Origin of the sequence: Mycobacterium mantenii (genome assembly GCF_010731775.1) — a bacterium.
Lineage (GTDB): Bacteria > Actinomycetota > Actinomycetes > Mycobacteriales > Mycobacteriaceae > Mycobacterium > Mycobacterium mantenii.
This window is the reverse complement of sequence record NZ_AP022590.1, coordinates 229,822-248,237: the sequence shown is the minus strand read 5'-3', so window position 1 is coordinate 248,237 and position 18,416 is coordinate 229,822. Positions and strand designations below refer to the sequence as shown.

The following is an 18,416-nucleotide window of genomic DNA, read 5'->3' as shown; positions in this document are numbered from 1 at the left end:
GCCGGACGCGGCGAATCACCCAGGCGCTACATGCGTTTTCGATGCTATACAACACGTGACTACTAGCGAGTAACGGCGAACCGTTGACAACGCACGATAGCGGGAGTAGACCCAAAAAATAGCGCTGCGCAAGTGGGCCGACGGTCGACTCCGGCGGCGCAGGAGCCCCAGCCCGGCTCCGGAAAGCTGCAGCATGCCAACAGAAGCAGCAGTCAAGGCAGAACAAACATTGATCCATGTTCTATGGATTAACGCGGGCCTAAGTTGTGACGGTGATTCGGTGGCGTTGACTGCCGCCACCCAACCCAGCGTCGAGGAGATCGCCCTGGGAGCCCTGCCCGGACTCCCCCAGGTCGCCGTGCACTGGCCCCTGATCGACTTCGAATGCGGACCCAACGGAGGGGCAGACGACTTCTTGGAGTGGTTCTTCAGAGCGGACCGCGGCGAGTTGGAACCCTTTGTGCTCGTGGTCGAAGGATCGATCCCGAACGAGAAGATCAAAAACGAGGGGTACTGGTGCGGGTTCGGCAACGACCCGGCCACCGGCCAGCCGATGACCACCAGCGAGTGGCTCGACCGGCTGGCGCCCAAGGCCACCGCGATCGTGGCGGTCGGGACCTGCGCCACCTACGGGGGCATCCACGCGATGGCCGGCAATCCGACCGGGGCGATGGGAGTGCCCGACTATCTGGGCTGGGATTGGAAGAGCAAGGCGGGCATTCCGATCGTGTGCGTTCCCGGCTGCCCGATCCAGCCGGACAACCTCTCGGAGACTTTGACCTACCTGCTCTATATGGCGACCGGTCAGGCGCCGATGATCCCGCTCGACGACGCGCTGCGCCCCCAGTGGTTGTTCGGCGCCACCGTGCACGAGGGGTGCGACCGGGCCGGCTACTACGAGCAGGGCGACTTCGCCACCGAGTACGGTTCACCGAAATGCATTGTCAAACTTGGCTGTTGGGGGCCGGTCGTGAAGTGCAACGTGCCCAAGCGGGGGTGGATCAACGGTGTCGGGGGTTGCCCCAACGTCGGTGGCATCTGCATTGGCTGCACCATGCCCGGGTTCCCCGACAAATTCATGCCGTTCATGGACGAACCGCCGGGCGGCAAGATCTCGAGCACCGCGTCGGGTTTGTACGGATCCGTGATTCGCAGTCTGAGGGGTATCACGGAACGCACCCTCGACAAAGAGCCGCGGTGGCGCCACAACGGCGACAAACTCACCACCGGAGCGCGCCGCACCTGGTAGGTCACCTACCGGGTGGGCGCGCTCCTTCCTCCAGTTCCAGACGAAGAGCCGTCGCCGCATCAGCCAACGCGGACAGCAGCCACAGCGGGAAGAAGTAGCGCGATGACAACCATCATTCCTGAACCCACCCACGCCACACGGGAACCCGGCCAACTGGTCGACATGGCCTGGGATCCCATCACCAGGATCGTGGGCAGCCTGGGCATCTACACCAAGATCGACTTCGAGAACAAAGAGGTCGTCGAGTGCCACAGCACCTCGTCGATCTTCCGAGGCTACTCGATCTTCATGAAGGGCAAGGATCCTCGCGACGCCCATTTCATCACCAGCCGCATCTGCGGCATCTGCGGCGACAACCACGCCACCTGCTCGTGCTACGCGCAGAACATGGCCTATGGGGTCAAGCCTCCGCATCTGGGCGAGTGGATCGTCAACCTCGGTGAGGCAGCGGAATACATGTTCGACCACAACATCTTCCAGGAGAACCTGGTCGGCGTGGACTTCTGCGAGAAGATGGTCGCCGAGACCAACCCGAGTGTGCTCTCGCTGGCCGAGAAGACACCGGCACCGCATGCGGACGCGCACGGGTACAAGACGATCGCGGACATCATGCGTTCGCTCAACCCGTTCTCCGGTGAGTTCTATCGCGAAGCGCTCGTGGTCAGCCGGTGGACACGAGAGATGTTCTGCCTCATGGAGGGCCGGCACGTGCACCCCTCGACGCTGTACCCCGGCGGGGTCGGCACCGTCGCGACCATCCAGCTGATGACCGACTACATGACCCGGCTGATGCGCTACGTCGAATTCATGAAAAAAGTCGTGCCCATGCACGACGACCTGTTCGACTTCTTCTACACCGCACTGCCCGGTTACGAGAACGTCGGGCTGCGCCGCACCCTGCTGGGCTGCTGGGGCTCCTTCCAGGACCCCGAGGTGTGCAACTTCGAATACAAGGACATGGAGCGCTGGGGTAACGCGATGTTCGTCACCCCGGGCGTGGTGGTCGACGGCAAGCTGGTCACCCACTCACTGGTGGACATCAACCTCGGCATCCGAATCCTTTTGGGCAGTTCGTATTACGACGACTGGACCGATCAGGAGATGTTCGTCAAGACCGATCCGCTGGGTAACGCGGTGGACCGGCGCCACCCGTGGAACCAGCACACCAACCCGCACCCGCAGAAGCGCGACATGGACGGGGGCAAATACAGCTGGGTGATGTCGCCGCGCTGGTTCGACGGTAAGGACCACCTGGCCCTGGACACCGGCGGCGGGCCGCTGGCCCGGCTGTGGTCGACGGCGCTGGCCGGCCTGGTCGACATCGGCTACGTCAAGGCGACCGGCACCAGCGTGAAGATCAATCTGCCCAAGACGGCCCTGAAGGGGCCCGTCGAGTTGGAGTGGCAGATCCCCAAATACGGCAGCAACACGATCGAACGCGACCGGGCGCGCACCTACTTCCAAGCCTACGCCGCGGCCTGCGCGCTGCATTTCGCCGAAAAGGCCCTGGAGGAGATCCGCGCCGGGCGCACCAAGACGTGGGAGAAGTTCGAGGTGCCCGACCAGGCCATCGGATGCGGCTTCACCGAGGCGGTGCGCGGCGTGCTCAGCCACCACCTGGTGATTCGGGACGGCAAGATCGCCAACTATCACCCGTACCCGCCCACGCCGTGGAATGCCAACCCGCGCGACAGTTTTGGCACACCGGGCCCGTATGAGGATGCGGTGCAGGGCCAACCGATTTTCGAGGAGAACAGCCGGGAGAACTTCAAGGGCATCGACGTCATGCGCACGGTGCGCAGCTTCGATCCGTGCCTGCCCTGCGGTGTGCACATGTACCTGGGAAAGGGCAAGTCCCTGGACAGACTGCACACGCCGACCCAGTCACCCGTCGGGGAGTGACACATGGCGGATCGCCCGGACAAGGCCCTCGAAACTCGTCCAGAAACTCCAGACAGAGAAGCGCAGTGGCGTGAGGCGGGCGATCGGATTCAGACCTTGCTGGACTCCTGTGCAGCAGGCGGATCCGCCGCCTATGACCGTGCGCAGCAACTGGTTCGCGAGGTCGTCGCACTGTACGGCGCCGGACTGGAGCGGATCATGCGGATGGCCGGCGATGCCGGTCCCGGCGGGAACCTAGCCGAGCGGCTGGCCACCGACGACCTGGTGGCCAGCCTGCTCCTGGTCCACGGCCTGCATCCGCACGACGTGCACCGCAGGGTCTCCGACGCGCTGGATCGGGTGCGGCCCTATCTGGGTTCGCACGGCGGAGACGTCGACCTGCTCGAGGTCGTCCCGGGTGGAGGCCCGGACGAGTTCACCGTGCGGCTGGCGTTCACCGGCAGCTGTAAGAGCTGCCCGTCCTCGGCGGTGACGCTGGAGCTGGCCGTGCAGGACGCGGTCCGCGCGGCCGCACCGGAGATCACTTCGATCGAGGTGGTCACGGCGGCGGTGGTGCAAGCCGCCGCCGTGATCCCGGCCGAATCGCTGATGGCGCACGTGAAGTCGAATGGGCACGCCGCCGGCTGGCACCCGGTGCCCGCGGTGGGCGACCTGGCGCCCGGCGAGGTGGCGGGCTTCCTGGTGTCAGACATCCCGCTGCTGGTGTGCCGAGTCGGCGACCTGCCGCTGGCGTACCGCGACCATTGCCCGGTGTGCGATGACTCGCTGGCGGGTGCACACCTGCGCGAGACGCACTTGGGCTGCCCGCGCTGCGGCACGCAGTTCGACGTCGTGCACGCCGGTGCCGGCCCGAACGGAACCCATCTCGAGCCGCTGCCCCTGCTGCTTCGCGATGGGGTGCCGTCGGTGGCGCTGGGCGAACCGATGGGGGCGTCGGCATGAGCACTCCTTTCGACGTGCTCAGCCGGATTCGGAGCAACCGGGCGGCCCCGGCACCGGCGGGCGAACGTTGTGAGATGTGCGCGGAGCCGATCGCCGACGAGCATCAGCACGTGGTGAATGTGGCCGGCCGCCAGCTCATGTGCGTCTGCCGCGCCTGTTATCTGCTGTTCACCGACTCGGCAGCCGACCTGCGCTACCGCGCGGTGCCGGACCGGTACCTGTCGTTTCCAGACTTCGCGCTGGATCGCCTGGTGTGGGAGGCGCTGCAGATTCCGGTCGGCGTCGCCTTCTTCTTCACCAACTCCGCTCTCGGACACACCGTCGCGTTCTATCCCGGGCCGGCCGGGGCGACCGAATCCGAACTGGATATGGACGTGTGGGACACCATCCGCGGCGCCGACCCGCGGGTCGGCCTGCTGGCCGACGACGTGGAGGCGTTGCTCGTCCGGGTCGCCGACGGCCGCCAGGAAGGCGAATTGGCCGAGCCGCAAACCTATCTGGTGCCGATCGACGCCTGCTACGAATTCGTCGGGCGCCTGCGCCTGCTGTGGCACGGCTTCGACGGCGGCCAGCAGGCACGCGAATTCATCGACGGCTTCTTCGACCGGCTCGCCGCCCGCGCGGTGAGGGCACCGCGATGAACGGCCCGCCGATGAACGTGGATTTCGCGGTTCGCGACGTGACGGCCGAGCCGTACACCGTCAGCCCGCTGCTGACCGCCCGCATCGACGTCACCAGCAGCGGCGAAGAGCCGGTGCATGCCATCGCCCTGCGCTGCCAGGTCCGGATCGAGCCGCTGCGCCGGTCCTACTCCGACGACGAAGCGGCCGGGCTGATGGACCTGTTCGGCGGCCGTGAGCGCTGGGCGAGCACCCAACGCACCTTTCTCTGGCAGCATTGCGCCGCGATGGTGCCGGGATTCACCGGCAGCAGCACCACCGCGGCGCTGCCCATGGATTGCACCTACGATTTCGAGGTCGCCGCCGCCAAATATCTGCACGCGCTGCGCGGTGGCACGGTGCCGCTGCAGTTCTTGTTCAGCGGAACGATTTTCGTCAACTCCGAGCGCGGCTTCTCGGTTCAGCAGGTGTCGTGGGACTGCGAAGACCGCTACGACATGCCGGTGACGGTCTGGCGCGACCTGATCGCGCAGCACTATCCCAACAGCGGTTGGATCCGGCTGAGCCACGAGACCATCGCGGAACTGGCCGGATACAAATCGGCGCACGGCATGCTCGACTTCGATCATACGATCACCTCGTTGCTGGACGCCGCCGTGGATCGGGAGGTGACGCGATGACATCGAGCTGGGATCGGGCCCGCGCCGTCGCCGACGCCGTGCTCTACGAGGGATACCTGCTCTACCCGTATCGAGGGACGTCGAGCAAGAACCAATCACGTTGGCAGTTTGGAGTTTTGGGTCCACCGGGGGCCGCCGCAGCCGGGCTCGGCGAGGACGACACGCTGTCCGCGGAGTTCGTGGTCGACGGCGCACCGGCGGTGACACTGGTGGTGCGTTTTCTGCAGTTGCAGCACCGGCGGGCCGAGCGGACAACGGGCGATGGCGACTTCGAGCCCGTCGACGAGTTGAGGACCCCCGCCGGGTCGTGGCTGACCTGGGACGAAGCGGTGGAGTGTGAAAGGTCCTTCGGCCCTATCGCGCTCGACGGCCGGCAACGGACGCTGTCGGTGGCGGCGGACGCGTCGAGCGACGTCGAATACCTAGACGGCGGACGCCTGGTGCGCCAACGGCAGGAGGTGTGGGGCGCGATGACCGTCGCCAGCGAGCCCGACGGCGACCTTCAGCGGGTTTCGGTGCGAATCAGCAACGCCGGCGCGCCCGCCCGCGACAAGGAGGACGCCATCGCACGATCGATGATCGGCACGCACATCATTGCCGAAGTGATTGGCGGCCAGTTCATTTCGTTGCTGGAGCCGCCGCAGGCGGCGACCGAAGCGGTGTCGAAGTGCCGCCAGCAGCGCTGCTTCCCGGTGCTGGCCGGCCCGCCGGGCGCCAACGACATGCTGCTGATCTCACCGATCATCCTCTACGACCACCCCGAGGTCGCCGAGCAGAGCGACACCGCCCTGTACGACTGCACGGAGATCGACGAGATCCTCACACTGCGCGTCATGACCATGACGGACGAAGAGAAGGCGCAGGCCCGGGCGACCGACCCGCGGGCCGCACGCATCATCGACGAATGTGACGCCATGTCACCCGAGGCGATGGCCCGGCTGCACGGCGTGCTGCGCGATCCGCACTCGCTCGGGGCGTCCGCCGGCCTGGTGCCCGAGATTCCCGCCGGGGTGGATTGGTGGGATCCATTGGCCGACAACGCCGTCCGGCCCGAAATCGACGCCGTCCTGGTGAATGGGGTCCGGATAGCGCGGGGCAGCAAGGTCCGATTGCGGCCACGGCGCAACGCAGACGCGCAGGACATCTTCGTCGCCGACAAGACCGCCCGCGTCACGTCGGTGCACGAGGATGTCGAGGGCAACAAGCACGTCGGCGTCGTTGTCGATGAGGACCCGGCTGCGGACCTGCACGACTGGTACGGCCGCTACCTGTACTTCTCCCCCGACGAAATCGAGCCGCTGCAATCGCAGCACAGCAAAAGCCCCTGAAAGGAGTTCACCATGGAAATCCTAGGTTGGATCTTCATCGCCATCATCGCGCTGGTGGCCGCGGTCGCGCTGGCACTCGGCGTGGTATCCGTGCCGGATGCGCGCCGCTATCTCAAGTTGAGGCGGATGTAACCGACGGGTACCACCATGACAGCGCGCATCCTGGTGGCCGGGATAGGCAACATCTTCCTGGGGGACGACGGGTTCGGCTCCGAAGTGGTCCGTAACGCCGAACTGCCCCCAGATGATCCGACGGTCCAGGTCATCGACTACGGGATCAGGGGCATGCACCTGGCCTATGACCTGCTCGAGGAGTGGGCCGCGCTGGTTCTTGTCGACGCCGTGCCCAGCCAGGGCCATCCCGGCACATTGCACGTCTTTCAGGCCGACCACGATTCGTCACCCGAGAACAACGGCCTGGACGGTCACAGCATGGATCCTGCCGCGGTGTTCGCCAGCCTGCGCGCGCTGGGCGGCCATCCGCCCTACACCGTGGTCGTCGGTTGCGAGGCGGGCAGCATCGAGGAGGGCATCGGCCTGACCGAACCGGTCGCGCAGGCAGTTCCCCGCGCGGCGCGGGCGGTCGAAGAGATCGTCGCGGCGTTGCACGGGGCGACACCTGCGGTGACCGAAAAGGAGGACTGAGCCATGTGTTTGGGCATACCCGGGCGGATCATCGGAATGTTGGACGGTTTCGAGGGGCAGCTCGCATTGGCTGACGTCACCGGCGAACAGCGCAAGGTCAACGTCGGCATGTTGCCGGAGGAGACGTTCGCACCGGGCGACTGGGTGATCATTCACATGGGCTTCGTCGTGGAGAAGACGGATCAGGCCGGGGCCGAACAGGCCATGGCCGGCCTGGAGCTGATGGGCCGGGGCCGCACCGACACCGCTTCCTCGGAGGCGGGTTGACATGACCAAAGTGGCCGAATCCCCCCCGCTGTTGCGGGTCGGCTCCGCTGAAACCCCGGTGCGGCAGCGCATCACGGTCACCGGCGTGGTCCAGGGGGTCGGCTTCCGTCCGTTCGTGCATCGGATCGCGACCGAGCTGGGGCTGGCCGGATTCGTCGGTAACGACTCGGGTGCGGTTTTTCTCGAGGTGCAGGGCCGGCCCGCCCGGGTCGCGGAGTTCGGCCGACGGCTGCGCGCCGAGGCGCCGCCCCTGGCGCGGATCACCGGGGTCCGCGTCGCAGACGTCACGGCCGAGCCCGGCTTACCAACCGAATTCTCGATCGCGGCAAGCCAATTCGCCGCGGGCACCACCACCCCGATCCCGCCCGACGTCGCGGTGTGCGACGACTGCGTCGCCGAACTGTTCGACCCGCTCAACCGGCGTTACCGGCACCCGTTCGTGACCTGCACCAACTGCGGGCCGCGGTTCACCATCATCACGGCATTGCCCTACGACCGGCCCGCCACCACGATGTCGGCGTTCGCGATGTGTGCGCGCTGCGCCGACGAATATCACAATCCGGCGAATCGCCGCTTCCACGCGCAGCCGATCGCCTGCCCGGACTGCGGGCCGAGCCTGTGGTTCGGATCGCCGGCCGGGCGGGTGAACGGCTCGGATGGGGCACTGGCCGCCGCCCAGGCCGCGCTGGCGACCGGCGCGGTGGTGGCCATCAAGGGAATCGGCGGCTACCACTTGGCCTGCGCCGTCGATGCCGCGACAGCGGTTGCCACCCTGCGGGCACGGAAAGCGCGCGGCGCCAAACCGTTTGCCATGCTGGTGCGCAATCTCGACGTGGCGCGCCGCTACGCCCACGTCGACGACACCGAGGCCGCGGTGCTGTCCGGTCCGGCCCGTCCGATCGTCTTGCTGCGCCGGCGCGCCGACGCGCCGGTCGCCGACGCCGTCGCGCCCGGCAGCCCGCTGCTGGGGCTGATGCTGCCGTACTCCCCCATCCATCACCTGCTGCTGGCACCGATACCCGGCAGCGCCGGGCCGATACCCGACGCGCTGGTCCTCACCAGCGCCAACCGCTCCGACGAGCCCATCTGCTTCACCGATGAAGATGCCGCGCAACGACTTCCGACGCTGTGTGACGCGGTCCTCGACCACGACCGGGGAATCCATGTGCCGTGCGACGACTCGGTGGTGCGCGTGGTCCGGGACGACCAAGGTGCGCACGAACTGCCGATTCGCCGGTCCCGCGGGTATGCGCCGCTGCCGGTCGACTTGAGCCTTGGGTGGCCCGCCCCCGCCGTGCTCGCCGTGGGCGGCGAACTGAAGAACACGTTCTGCCTCACCGACGGCGGCCGGGCCTACCTGTCCGGCCACATCGGCGACATGGCCACCTGGGAGACGCTGCGCGCATTCGAGCGTGCGGTGACCCAGCTCAGCGAGATCCGCGGCCGGCCGGTCCGATTGGCCGCCGACCTGCATCCGGGCTATCACACTCGAAGCTGGGCCGAGCGCCACGCGCACGAGCGCCCGCTGGACCTGGTCCAGCACCACCACGCCCATGTGGTGTCGCTGCTGGCCGAACACGGGCGCATCGGCGAACCCGTCATCGGGGTCTCCTTCGACGGCACCGGTTACGGCTGCGACGAAACCATCTGGGGCGGCGAGATCCTCGCCCTCGGAACCCGAAGCCACCGTTTCGTTCGGGCCGGTCACCTGTTGGCGGTGCCGCTGCCCGGCGGCGACGCGGCGGTGCGCAACCCGTGGCGGATGGCGCTGTCCCAGTTGTGGACAGCCGACATCGACTGGACCCCCGACCTGGCGCCGGTGGCCGCCGCGACGGCCGACGAACTGCGGCTCACCCGTTCGCAATTGGAGACCGGGGCGGGCTGCATGCCGTGTTCGAGCGTTGGCCGCCTGTTCGACGCCGTCGCGTCCCTGCTCGGGGTGCGGCACCGCATCGACTACGAGGGGCAGGCCGCGATCGAGCTCGAGGCGCTGGCGCAGTCGGCCGGTGGGACGGGCACGCTGCCGTCGCTGCCGCTGGCGGTGCGTCCCGACGGGGTGATCGATCCGGCTCCGATGGTGCAGACCATGGTCTCGGCGGTGCACGCCGGGACACCGCCGGCGTTGCTGGCCGCGGCTTTTCACCAGGCGGTCGCCGTCGCGGTCGCCGAGGCGGTCACCCAGGTGGCGGGCGGCACCACCCTGGTGGGCCTCACCGGCGGGGTGTTCCAGAACATCCTGTTGCTCGACGCCTGCCGTACCCGACTGCAGCAGAACGGTTTTGAGGTGCTCACCCATCACATCGTGCCGCCGAACGACGGCGGGCTGGCCCTGGGCCAGGCCGCGGTCTCGGCGCTGATCGCGCAGGAGGAGGGGTTGACGCGATGATCACCACCGCCATCGATCGCGGGCTGAGCGCCGAACTGGCCGAAGACCTGGCCGCCACCGCACTGACGCTGGCCAAGCGATTCGCGGCGGGCGCCACCATGTGGTCCATCGCGCCGTCCTGGGAACCCCATGCGCTGCACATCGCGGTCGAATTCGTCCATCCGGTGATCATGGGCAAGCGGGCCCTGCCGGCCGTAGCGCTGACCGGACCGGATCTGGTGGACCTGGTGCGGGTATCGGTGCGACCCGGCGACATCGTGGTCGCGATCGCGGGAGCGGACCACGCTCAGGTGCGATCGGTGATGCGGCGCGCCCCGGCCTGGGGGGCCACCACGATCTGGATCGGCAGCGGCGATCCACCCGCGGCCGCGATGGCCGATCACGTGCTCTGGCTAGACGATCCCGATCCGCGCGTGTCCGCCACCGGCGGCTTCGTGCTGTTCTACCACCTGCTGTGGGAGCTGACCCATGTGTGCTTCGAGCATCCCGGGCTGCTCAAACCCCAGCGCTGCGACGACGAGGTGTGTGTGACGTGCAGCGACGAAGGCCGGCTGGGCGAAGTGGTGAGCGCCGCGGCCGACGGCCAGGCACGGGTGCGCACCGCCCGGGGAGTCGAGGGCGTCATCACCACTCTCCTCGACCCGGTGGCGCCCGGCGAGCTGGTGCTGGTGCACGCCGGCATGGCAATCAGCCGCGTCGGCGACGACGACGATGCCGGCGTAGCCGAGATCCGAGCAGCGGGGCCATCAGACCGCGACGACGAAGAGCGAGAAGGTGTTTCATGAGTCCTACCGACGAGCCCACCAACTTCTTGTACCCGTTCATCGACGCCGAGGAAGACGACCCTTCCGCGTTGCTCGCCGACCTGGCCACGTCCGCACAAGCCAAAGCGTCCGAAAGCCTGGCACTGCGGCGTTCCACGCTGGAAGGCAACGCCGACCTGCTGGCGACGGCCGCCGCCGAGATGGCTCGCCGATTCGCCGCCGGCGGACGGATGTTCACCTTCGGCAACGGCGGCAGCTGCACCGACTGCACCACGCTGGCGGGATTGTTCGCGCGGCCACCCCTGGGCAAGCCGCTGCCGGCGTGGTCGTTGACCGCCGACCAGGCGATCCTGACCGCGCTGGGCAACGACGTCGGGTTCGAGCTGGTGTTCGCCCGGCAGCTGATCGCCCGCGCGCAGGACGGGGACATCGCGATCGCGATGTCGACCAGCGGCAATTCGCCCAACCTGCTGACCGCGCTCGCCGAGGCACGCCGGCGCGGCCTGTACACCATCGGTTTCGCCGGCTACGACGGGGGCGCGTTCGCGAACAACCCAGACGTGAACGCCTGCTTCATCGTTCGTTCGCAGAGCGTGCACCGGATTCAGGAATCGCAAGCGCTGCTCGGCTATCAATTGTGGCTGACGGTTCACGAACGACTCGGTGATCAAGATTTGGGGGCCGCATGAACAAGTACCTTTCGTCGGGGCCGCGGTTCGGCGAAGGCGACGTGATCGAACGGATCGAGTCGTTTCGCCGGCGGCGCCCCCGGCTGCTCGACGACCACGTGACCCTGGCGCACGGCGCGGGCGGCAAGGCGTCGGCCGCACTGGTGGACGCGGTATTCGTGGAGGCGTTTCGTAACCCGCTGCTGGAGTCGCTGGGCGACAGCGCCGTCCTGCCCCTGCCCAGCGGCGAACGGGTGGCGCTGTCGACGGATTCGTTTGTGGTGCAACCCCGCCGGTTTCCCGGCGGATCCATCGGTGAACTCGCCATCCACGGCACCTGCAACGACCTGGCGGTGGCCGGCGCCGTGCCGTCCTGGATCTCGGCGGCGTTCGTGCTCGAAGAGGGTTTCCCCATCGCCGAATTGAAGGAGATCGTCGCCGACATGGCCGCCGCGGCCGCGGCCGCCGGTGTGCAGGTCGTCACCGGCGACACCAAGGTGGTGCCCAGGGGCGCGGCCGACGGCCTGTTCATCACCACCGCCGGGACCGGCGTCATCCCCGCGGGCCGCGCGTTGTCGGCGCAGTCGGTGCGCGCCGGAGACAGGGTGTTGCTGTCGGGGTCGATGGGTGATCACGGCATGGCGGTGATGCTGGCCAGGGGCGACCTGGCGATCGAGGCCGATATCGTCTCCGACACCGCATCGGTGAGCCCGTTGGTGGAGTTGCTGATGGCCGCCGCCCCGTCCACCCGATGGATGCGTGACGCGACGCGGGGCGGCGTGGGCACGGTGTGCAACGAGTTGGCTCAGGCCTGCGGCCTGGGAGTGTTGCTGCACGAGGAGCGACTCCCGGTGGCGCCCATGGTAAATGGCGCCTGCGAACTGCTCGGTATCGACCCGCTCTACGTCGCCAACGAGGGCAAGTTGGTCGCCGTCGTCGACCCGCAGGAGGCTCAGGCCGGGCTGGACGCGTTGCATTCGCATCCGCTGGGCGCCGACGCTGCCGACGTCGGGGAAATCGTCACCGAACCCGCCGAAAGCGTGGTGCTGCGAACAGGATTCGGCGGAACACGGATTGTCGACATGCTCGTCGGCGACCCGCTGCCGCGGATCTGCTAGGGCGTGGCGATCGCAAGCGCGGCGTAAGCCGGGCGCGGCGGGTCGCCACCAGAAAGGAAGGGAGGCCTCAGATGTGTCTTGGAATTCCGGGCAGGATCGTCGAAATGACCGATCCTGCAAATTATTTAGCGAAGGTGGACGTCAGTGGCGTCCAGCGCACGATCAGCATTCGGCTGCTGGACGACGACATGCCCGAACCCGACGACTGGGTGCTGGTGCACGTCGGGTTCGCGATGGCCAAGATCGACGAGACCGAGGCGTTGCTCACCCTGGCGGCGATCAAGAAGCTCGGTGACGCCTACGCCACCGAAATGCAAGCCTTCGACTCTTCAGCCATCGTCTAGAGGGGGCGCACATGAAATTCGTCGATGAGTTCCGCGATCCCGCCGCGGCGCGCAAGCTGCTGGGCGCCATCGAGCACCTGGCCGGAGACCCCGCTTCCCGACGAGGCGAGACCTTCAAGTTCATGGAGGTGTGCGGCGGACACACGCACACCATTTACCGGCACGGCATCGAGCATCTGCTGCCCGACAACGTCGAACTGGTGCACGGCCCCGGCTGCCCGGTCTGCGTGATCCCGATGGGCCGCATCGACGACGCGATGTGGCTGGCCGGCCAGCCCGACGTGATCTTCACCTGCTTCGGCGACATGATGCGGGTGCCCGGTTCGCACGGCAGCCTGCTGGACGCCAAAGCCCGCGGGGCCGACGTGCGGTTCGTCTACTCGCCGCTGGACGCTTTGAAGATCGCGGTCGACAACCCCGACAAGCAGGTGGTGTTCTTCGCCATCGGTTTCGAGACGACCGCACCGTCGACCGCGGTGACGCTGGTGCGGGCGCGCGACCTGGGCCTGCCCAACTTCAGCGTCTTCTGCAACCACGTCACCATCGTGCCGCCGATCAGGGCCATCCTGGAATCACCGGACCTGCGGCTGTCGGGGTTCATCGGGCCCGGGCACGTGTCCACCGTGGTGGGCAACCGCCCCTACCGGTTCGTACCGGAGGTGTACCGAAAGCCGTTGGTGGTAGCCGGTTTTGAGCCACTCGACATCCTGGCCTCGGTCGCGATGCTGCTGCGTCAGATCCGCGAGGGCCGCTGCGAAGTGGAGAACCAGTACAAGCGCGTGGTACCCGAGCACGGCAACCCCGCCGCTTTGGCGTTGATGGGCAAGGTGTTCGCGCTGCGTCCGCACTTCGAATGGCGCGGGCTGGGCTTCATCTCGCAAAGCGCCCTACGGCTGCACGACGACTTCGCCGAGTTCGACGCCGAGCTGCGGTACGCGATGCCCGGCGTGCGGGTCGCCGACCCGAAGGCCTGTCAGTGCGGTGAGGTGCTCAAGGGCGTGCTCAAGCCCTGGGAATGCAAGGTTTTCGGCACCGCCTGCACCCCCGAGACCCCGATCGGGACGTGCATGGTGTCGCCGGAAGGGGCCTGCGCGGCCTACTACAATTTCGGCCGCATGCACCGTGACGCCGTCAAGCTCGTGGGCCAGGCGGGGCGGGGGTGACCCTTGGCCGATCCGGGTGCCCGCGGTGCAGAGATGTTCGCCCGCTACGCCTACGCGCCCAACGCGCTCGGCTATTGCGGTCCGCCGTTGGGCGCCACCCTGCGTGACGGGTCGGTCGCCGACGTGCGCCGGGCGGCGACGACGTTCTCCGGCGCGTGGCCCTATCTGCGGGTGCTGTCGCGGCTGACGGGCATCGACGACCCGCTGGATTACCGGCTGGTCGAAGCGTATTGGCTAGGCGGGGGCGTCGCCGCCGGCCTGGACCCGCAGGAATTCTTCGACGCGCTGCTGGCGATCATCGGCGCGCAGGCAAGCCACTATTGGTCGCACCTCACCGCGGATCTGGTGTGCGAGGCCGCCGGCAACCACTGCTTTCACGTGTTCGGGGTATATCCGTGGACGCGGTTTCTGGGTAGGGGTACCGACGAGCAGCCGCTGAGCGTGCTGGACAACTGCCGAATCACCTCGGGCACAGTGCTTTCCCGTGATTCCGACCGCGTCGAGGTGTTGTGTCGAAGGCTGGCCTGGGACGGTCAGGCACTCACGCTGTCGAAACCGTCGGCACGCGTGCTCGAGGTGTGGGCCGACGGCTACAGCGCGGTGCCCGACGTGGCCGCCGGCGACGTGGTGGCGATGCACTGGGGCCGGTTGTGCGGCCGTCTGTCGCCGGCGCAGCTTTGTGCGCTGACCGACAGTACGGATCGGCAGCTGGCGGTGACCGGCCGCCGACTGGCGCGCGTCTGACTTCGCCGCCAGACTGACCCCGTGTCCGGTTCTCTGTGCGACGTGCTGCCCGCCGCGGCCGCCCTGCTCGGGGTCCCGGATGCCTTGGAGGAGCCGGACTCGCTGGCGGTGGCCGACTGGGTCGGCGCCGACCGGATCGACCGGGTGCTGGTGGTGCTGGTGGACGGATTGGGCTGGCACCTGCTGCCGCAGCTGGCCGGCAGCGCGCCGCTGCTCGCATCGGTGCTGGCCGGTGGCACCGGCCGGCTGACCCGGCTGGACTGCACATTCCCGTCGACCACACCGACCAGCCTGGTATCGCTGGCCACCGGCGCGCCGCCGGGCGAGCACGGGATTCTCGGGTTCACGCTCAGGGTGCCCGGCACCGACCGGGTGCTCAACCACGTCCGGTGGCGCGATGATCCGTCCGCCGCCCTGTGGCAGCCGGTGCCGACCTGGTTCGAGCGGCTCAAAGACATGGGCGTGAGCGCTCGCGCGGTGCTGCCGGCGCTGTTCATCGGCAGCGGACTGACCGAGGCCGCGTACCGCGGCGCCGAATTTCACCCGGCCAACCCCGCCGACGACTACGCGTCGCTGGTGGCCGAGCAGCTGCGCGCGGCGCCCGGGCTGGTGTACGCCTACACCGCGGAGCTGGACACCGCCGCCCACGTCTTCGGCATCGGCTCAGAGCAGTGGCATACCGCGGCGACCAACGTCGATGCGCTGCTGTCCCGCCTGCTCGAGGCGCTGCCGGTGAACGCGGCGGTGCTGGTCACCGCCGACCACGGCGGCCTCAATGTCCCACCCGACGCGCGGGTCGACCTCGATGCCGACCCCCGGCTGGGCGAGGGGATCCGGGTGGTCGCCGGCGAGCCGCGGGTGCGGTACCTGCACACCGAGCCCGGCGCCGCCGCCGACGTGCAAGCCGTGTGGGGCGAGCTGCTGGACGGCCGCGCCACGGTGTACAGCCGCGAGCAGGCGGTGGCCACCGGCATGTTCGGGCCGGTCGCCGCGCAACACCTGGGGCGGCTCGGCGACGTGGTGGTCGTCTGCTCGGGCGACACCGCGGTGCTGGCCAGCGCGCATGAACCCCCGGAAACGTCCCGCCTGGTCGGGTTTCACGGCGGACCCACCCCGGCGGAGATGGCGATTCCGCTCCTCGTTTACCGGTCTTAGCTGCGCAAATACACACCGGATTCGGACCGAGTTCACAGCTCGCTGGAACCGTTCACCGATCTTCGCGCGGTACATTCGGTTCACTGTGACATCCCGGGGCGTTGGCGGCACTCGACGATGGCAGCCGGCCATCGCGGTGGTTGCGGCCCTTGGCATATTCGTCGCGCTGATCGTCGGGTCGGCGTCGCGGCCCATTCTCGCCGCGGCGGCGCCGCCGGAGCCGGCGGCGTGGACTGCGGGGACCGCCGACATCGGTGCGCACGCCGGCCCGATGCCCGGCCGCCCCTCCGCCGTCAGCCAACCCAGCCCGGCCGCTTCGCCGTCGCTGGTACCGGCGAACAAGACGAATCAGAAGCCGTTCCGCCACGCCTGGTCGACGAAGGAACGGCCCCTGACGTGGAACCGCCTGTCGCCCCACTCGGTGCTGGCGCCCGTGCCGTCGTCGTTCAGCCCGCCAGGGTGTGCGCCCGGTGGAGCCCAATCGCGTGCGCCCACAGCCGTTATCGCCGACCGAGATATCCTCGCCCGGCTCTGCGTCGCCCGCCGCTGACCGGGGCGCCGGGGCCGCGCGTGTCCTGCCGACTTGCTTTCCGCGACACGTAAGCGCTCAACGGCTTGTAACCCCCGTGTCTATCTCTGGGAAGAAGACCTCATGTTTTCGGGCATCACTCAAACCGCCACAGTAAGGCGGAGGCTGTAATGGATTTCGCGACGCTACCTCCGGAAATCAACTCCAGGCTGATGTATTCGGGCCCCGGCCAGGGCTCGATGATGCAGGCCGCCGCGGCGTGGGAAACGTTGGCCGCGCGGCTGCGCACCGCCGCCGCCGACTACCGGGCGGTGATCGCACAGCTGGCGGCAGACGGCGAAGACCCGGCGCCGGCCGCACTCACCGAAGCCGCGGCTTGCTACGTCGACTGGCTCGACGCTGTCGCGGCCCGAAGCGAGCACGCTGCCACCCAACTCAAGGCGGCGGCCGGCGCGCACCAGACGGCCTTCGCCGCGACGGTGCCGCCGCCGGAGGTCGCCGGCAACCGCAGGCGGCGAACGTCGTTGGTGTCGGCAAATTGTCTGGCTCAACGGAGCACGGAGATCGCCGACGTCGATGCCGAATACGACGCGATGTGGTGCCACAACGCCGACGCGATGTACGCCTACGCCGAGGCCGCGGCCAGCTCCGTGCCGATGGCTCCCTTCCCCGCCCCGCCCGGCAATCCCGTTGTGAACGGACGTAATTGGGCCCTGCAGTCCGCGCCGGATGTCATATCGGCCGGCTGCGACGTGATGTCGGCGATACCCGGCGCCCTCACCCGGCTGTCGTCGTCGCCGCTTACAACGATCGACGCGTCCCTGTCCAGCGTCACCTCGTCGCTGTCGAAGCTGAATTCGGTGACCGCACCGTCGGATTTCGCGATCGGCCACCTGAACTCCATGAACAAGAGGGCGGCCCTGCAGTCGCTGTATCCCAAGCCGGCTATCGGCAACGGCGTGAACGCCGGCTTCGGCCGCGTCGCACCGGTCGGCGCGCTGTCGGTTCCGCGCACCTGGGCGGCGGCCGCACCCATGATGCAGCGGTCGCAGGCGGACCGGGCCGGCGAGCCCGTCCGGCTGGTCGCGGTCAGCGAACCGCCCGGCTCGCATCCGGCCGACAAGTACGGCGGTTAAAGCGGGGTGACGTAAGCCGCGCTGATGCCGCCGTCGACCATGAACGTCGACGCGGTGATGAACGACGCGTCGTCGCTGGCCAAAAACGCCACCGCCGAAGCGATTTCGTCGGGATCGGCGAACCGGCCCGCCGGGACGTGCACCAGCCGGCGAGCAGCCCGCTGAGGGTCTTTGGCGAAAAGGTCCTGCAGCAGCGGGGTATTGACCGGCCCCGGACACAGCGCGTTCACGCGAATGCCCTGCCGGGCGAACTGCACGCCCAGCTCGCGCGACATGGCCAGCACCCCACCCTTGGAGGCGGTGTAGGAGATCTGCGACGTCGCCGACCCCAGGACGGCGACGAACGACGCCGTGTTGATGATCGAACCCCGCCGCGCGGGCACCATGTGCCGCAACGCCGCCCGGCAGCACAGGTACACCGACTTCAGATTGACGTCTTGAACGCGTTGCCACGCCGGCAGTTCGGTGTTTTCGATGAGGTCGTCGTCGGGCGGTGAGATGCCGGCGTTGTTGAACGCGATGTCGATGCGTCCGTGCGCCTGCACCGCGGCATCGAACAACGCGTCGACCGCGGCCTCGTCGGACACATCGGTGGGCACGAACAACCCGGACAGTTCGTCGGCCGCCGCGCCACCCGCGTCGCCGTCGATGTCGCCCACCACGATGGTGGCGCCCTCCGCATGCATCCGCCGAGCCGCCGCCAGCCCGATGCCGCCGCCCGCGCCGGTGACGACGGCCACCCGGCCCGCCAATCGTTGGGTGAGATCGACCGCCAC

The 18,416-nt window shown here is 68.2% G+C and carries 19 protein-coding genes and 1 pseudogene; 19 read left to right on the top strand and 1 reads right to left on the bottom strand.

Annotation, left to right across the window (positions count from 1 at the left end; translation table 11 throughout):
* Positions 1–193: 193 nt before the first annotated feature.
* The 19 genes and pseudogenes from G6N50_RS01235 (at position 194) to G6N50_RS01150 (ending at position 17,640) form a co-directional block, all read left to right on the top strand.
* Positions 194–1,249, top strand: coding sequence for an NADH-quinone oxidoreductase subunit B family protein (locus G6N50_RS01235; RefSeq protein WP_083098322.1), 1,056 nt, complete (start codon positions 194–196; stop codon positions 1,247–1,249).
* 102 nt (positions 1,250–1,351) lie between these two features.
* Positions 1,352–3,151 (top strand): nickel-dependent hydrogenase large subunit, encoded by a 1,800-nt coding sequence (locus tag G6N50_RS01230; RefSeq protein WP_083098319.1) that lies wholly within the window; start codon positions 1,352–1,354, stop codon positions 3,149–3,151.
* 3 nt (positions 3,152–3,154) lie between these two features.
* Complete coding sequence (locus G6N50_RS01225; protein ID WP_083098316.1) at positions 3,155–4,093, top strand: NifU family protein; 939 nt, start codon at positions 3,155–3,157, stop codon at positions 4,091–4,093.
* Positions 4,090–4,734, top strand: a complete 645-nt coding sequence (locus tag G6N50_RS01220; RefSeq protein ID WP_083098313.1) for a DUF5947 family protein — start codon at positions 4,090–4,092, stop codon at positions 4,732–4,734. Before G6N50_RS01225 ends, G6N50_RS01220 begins: the two co-directional genes overlap by 4 nt.
* Positions 4,731–5,393 (top strand): DUF6084 family protein, encoded by a 663-nt coding sequence (locus tag G6N50_RS01215; protein WP_083098310.1) that lies wholly within the window; start codon positions 4,731–4,733, stop codon positions 5,391–5,393. The genes G6N50_RS01220 and G6N50_RS01215 overlap by 4 nt, the downstream gene beginning before the upstream one ends.
* A pseudogene (locus G6N50_RS01210) lies at positions 5,390–6,746 on the top strand (hypothetical protein). The gene G6N50_RS01215 and the pseudogene G6N50_RS01210 overlap by 4 nt, the downstream one beginning before the upstream one ends.
* On the top strand, positions 6,734–6,853 hold the full coding sequence (locus G6N50_RS29985; protein WP_372509891.1) for a DUF6893 family small protein: 120 nt from the start codon (positions 6,734–6,736) through the stop codon (positions 6,851–6,853). Before G6N50_RS01210 ends, G6N50_RS29985 begins: the two are co-directional and overlap by 13 nt.
* Before the next feature lie 15 nt (positions 6,854–6,868).
* The gene (locus tag G6N50_RS01205; protein ID WP_083098304.1) at positions 6,869–7,366 is read left to right on the top strand and encodes a hydrogenase maturation protease; all 498 of its coding nucleotides are present in this window, start codon (positions 6,869–6,871) and stop codon (positions 7,364–7,366) included.
* A 3-nt stretch (positions 7,367–7,369) separates the two neighbouring features.
* Positions 7,370–7,633 (top strand): HypC/HybG/HupF family hydrogenase formation chaperone, encoded by a 264-nt coding sequence (locus G6N50_RS01200; protein ID WP_083098301.1) that lies wholly within the window; start codon positions 7,370–7,372, stop codon positions 7,631–7,633.
* A gap of 1 nt (position 7,634) precedes the next feature.
* Positions 7,635–10,019 (top strand): carbamoyltransferase HypF, encoded by a 2,385-nt coding sequence (hypF, locus tag G6N50_RS01195; RefSeq protein WP_083098298.1) that lies wholly within the window; start codon positions 7,635–7,637, stop codon positions 10,017–10,019.
* A complete protein-coding gene (locus G6N50_RS01190) occupies positions 10,016–10,804 on the top strand; it encodes a HypC/HybG/HupF family hydrogenase formation chaperone (protein WP_083098295.1) in 789 nt (262 codons plus the stop codon). Before hypF ends, G6N50_RS01190 begins: the two co-directional genes overlap by 4 nt.
* Positions 10,801–11,472, top strand: coding sequence for a D-sedoheptulose-7-phosphate isomerase (locus tag G6N50_RS01185; RefSeq protein WP_083098292.1), 672 nt, complete (start codon positions 10,801–10,803; stop codon positions 11,470–11,472). The genes G6N50_RS01190 and G6N50_RS01185 overlap by 4 nt, the downstream gene beginning before the upstream one ends.
* Positions 11,469–12,569 (top strand): hydrogenase expression/formation protein HypE, encoded by a 1,101-nt coding sequence (hypE, locus tag G6N50_RS01180; RefSeq protein ID WP_083098289.1) that lies wholly within the window; start codon positions 11,469–11,471, stop codon positions 12,567–12,569. The genes G6N50_RS01185 and hypE overlap by 4 nt, the downstream gene beginning before the upstream one ends.
* Before the next feature lie 71 nt (positions 12,570–12,640).
* Complete coding sequence (locus tag G6N50_RS01175) at positions 12,641–12,913, top strand: HypC/HybG/HupF family hydrogenase formation chaperone (RefSeq protein WP_083098286.1); 273 nt, start codon at positions 12,641–12,643, stop codon at positions 12,911–12,913.
* 11 nt (positions 12,914–12,924) lie between these two features.
* Positions 12,925–14,076 carry a hydrogenase formation protein HypD gene (gene hypD, locus G6N50_RS01170; protein ID WP_083098283.1) on the top strand — a complete coding sequence of 384 codons (1,152 nt, stop codon included), beginning with the start codon at positions 12,925–12,927 and terminating at the stop codon, positions 14,074–14,076.
* Between the two features lie 3 nt (positions 14,077–14,079).
* Entirely contained in the window at positions 14,080–14,820 is a 741-nt protein-coding gene (locus G6N50_RS01165; RefSeq protein ID WP_264028590.1) for a DUF6390 family protein, read from the top strand.
* A gap of 21 nt (positions 14,821–14,841) precedes the next feature.
* Positions 14,842–15,975, top strand: a complete 1,134-nt coding sequence (locus G6N50_RS01160) for an alkaline phosphatase family protein (protein ID WP_083098278.1) — start codon at positions 14,842–14,844, stop codon at positions 15,973–15,975.
* Between the two features lie 85 nt (positions 15,976–16,060).
* On the top strand, positions 16,061–16,525 hold the full coding sequence (locus G6N50_RS01155; RefSeq protein ID WP_142275712.1) for a hypothetical protein: 465 nt from the start codon (positions 16,061–16,063) through the stop codon (positions 16,523–16,525).
* A gap of 149 nt (positions 16,526–16,674) precedes the next feature.
* Positions 16,675–17,640: a PPE family protein gene (locus G6N50_RS01150; protein WP_083098275.1), complete on the top strand. Its 966-nt coding sequence runs from the start codon at positions 16,675–16,677 to the stop codon at positions 17,638–17,640.
* Here G6N50_RS01150 and G6N50_RS01145 read toward each other — a convergent pair.
* Positions 17,637–18,416, bottom strand: coding sequence for a 3-oxoacyl-ACP reductase (locus tag G6N50_RS01145; RefSeq protein ID WP_083098271.1), 780 nt, complete (start codon positions 18,414–18,416; stop codon positions 17,637–17,639). The two genes, G6N50_RS01150 and G6N50_RS01145, sit on opposite strands and share 4 nt — an antisense overlap.

Coding starts and splice junctions, on each gene's coding strand:
- hypF (WP_083098298.1), top strand. CDS start 7,635: ATGACCAAAGTGGCCGAATCCCCCCCGCTGTTGCGGGTCGGCTCCGCT.
- G6N50_RS01230 (WP_083098319.1), top strand. CDS start 1,352: ATGACAACCATCATTCCTGAACCCACCCACGCCACACGGGAACCCGGC.
- hypE (WP_083098289.1), top strand. CDS start 11,469: ATGAACAAGTACCTTTCGTCGGGGCCGCGGTTCGGCGAAGGCGACGTG.
- G6N50_RS01175 (WP_083098286.1), top strand. CDS start 12,641: ATGTGTCTTGGAATTCCGGGCAGGATCGTCGAAATGACCGATCCTGCA.
- G6N50_RS01190 (WP_083098295.1), top strand. CDS start 10,016: ATGATCACCACCGCCATCGATCGCGGGCTGAGCGCCGAACTGGCCGAA.
- G6N50_RS01185 (WP_083098292.1), top strand. CDS start 10,801: ATGAGTCCTACCGACGAGCCCACCAACTTCTTGTACCCGTTCATCGAC.
- G6N50_RS29985 (WP_372509891.1), top strand. CDS start 6,734: ATGGAAATCCTAGGTTGGATCTTCATCGCCATCATCGCGCTGGTGGCC.
- G6N50_RS01220 (WP_083098313.1), top strand. CDS start 4,090: ATGAGCACTCCTTTCGACGTGCTCAGCCGGATTCGGAGCAACCGGGCG.
- G6N50_RS01225 (WP_083098316.1), top strand. CDS start 3,155: ATGGCGGATCGCCCGGACAAGGCCCTCGAAACTCGTCCAGAAACTCCA.
- G6N50_RS01200 (WP_083098301.1), top strand. CDS start 7,370: ATGTGTTTGGGCATACCCGGGCGGATCATCGGAATGTTGGACGGTTTC.
- G6N50_RS01150 (WP_083098275.1), top strand. CDS start 16,675: ATGGATTTCGCGACGCTACCTCCGGAAATCAACTCCAGGCTGATGTAT.
- G6N50_RS01215 (WP_083098310.1), top strand. CDS start 4,731: ATGAACGGCCCGCCGATGAACGTGGATTTCGCGGTTCGCGACGTGACG.
- hypD (WP_083098283.1), top strand. CDS start 12,925: ATGAAATTCGTCGATGAGTTCCGCGATCCCGCCGCGGCGCGCAAGCTG.
- G6N50_RS01235 (WP_083098322.1), top strand. CDS start 194: ATGCCAACAGAAGCAGCAGTCAAGGCAGAACAAACATTGATCCATGTT.
- G6N50_RS01205 (WP_083098304.1), top strand. CDS start 6,869: ATGACAGCGCGCATCCTGGTGGCCGGGATAGGCAACATCTTCCTGGGG.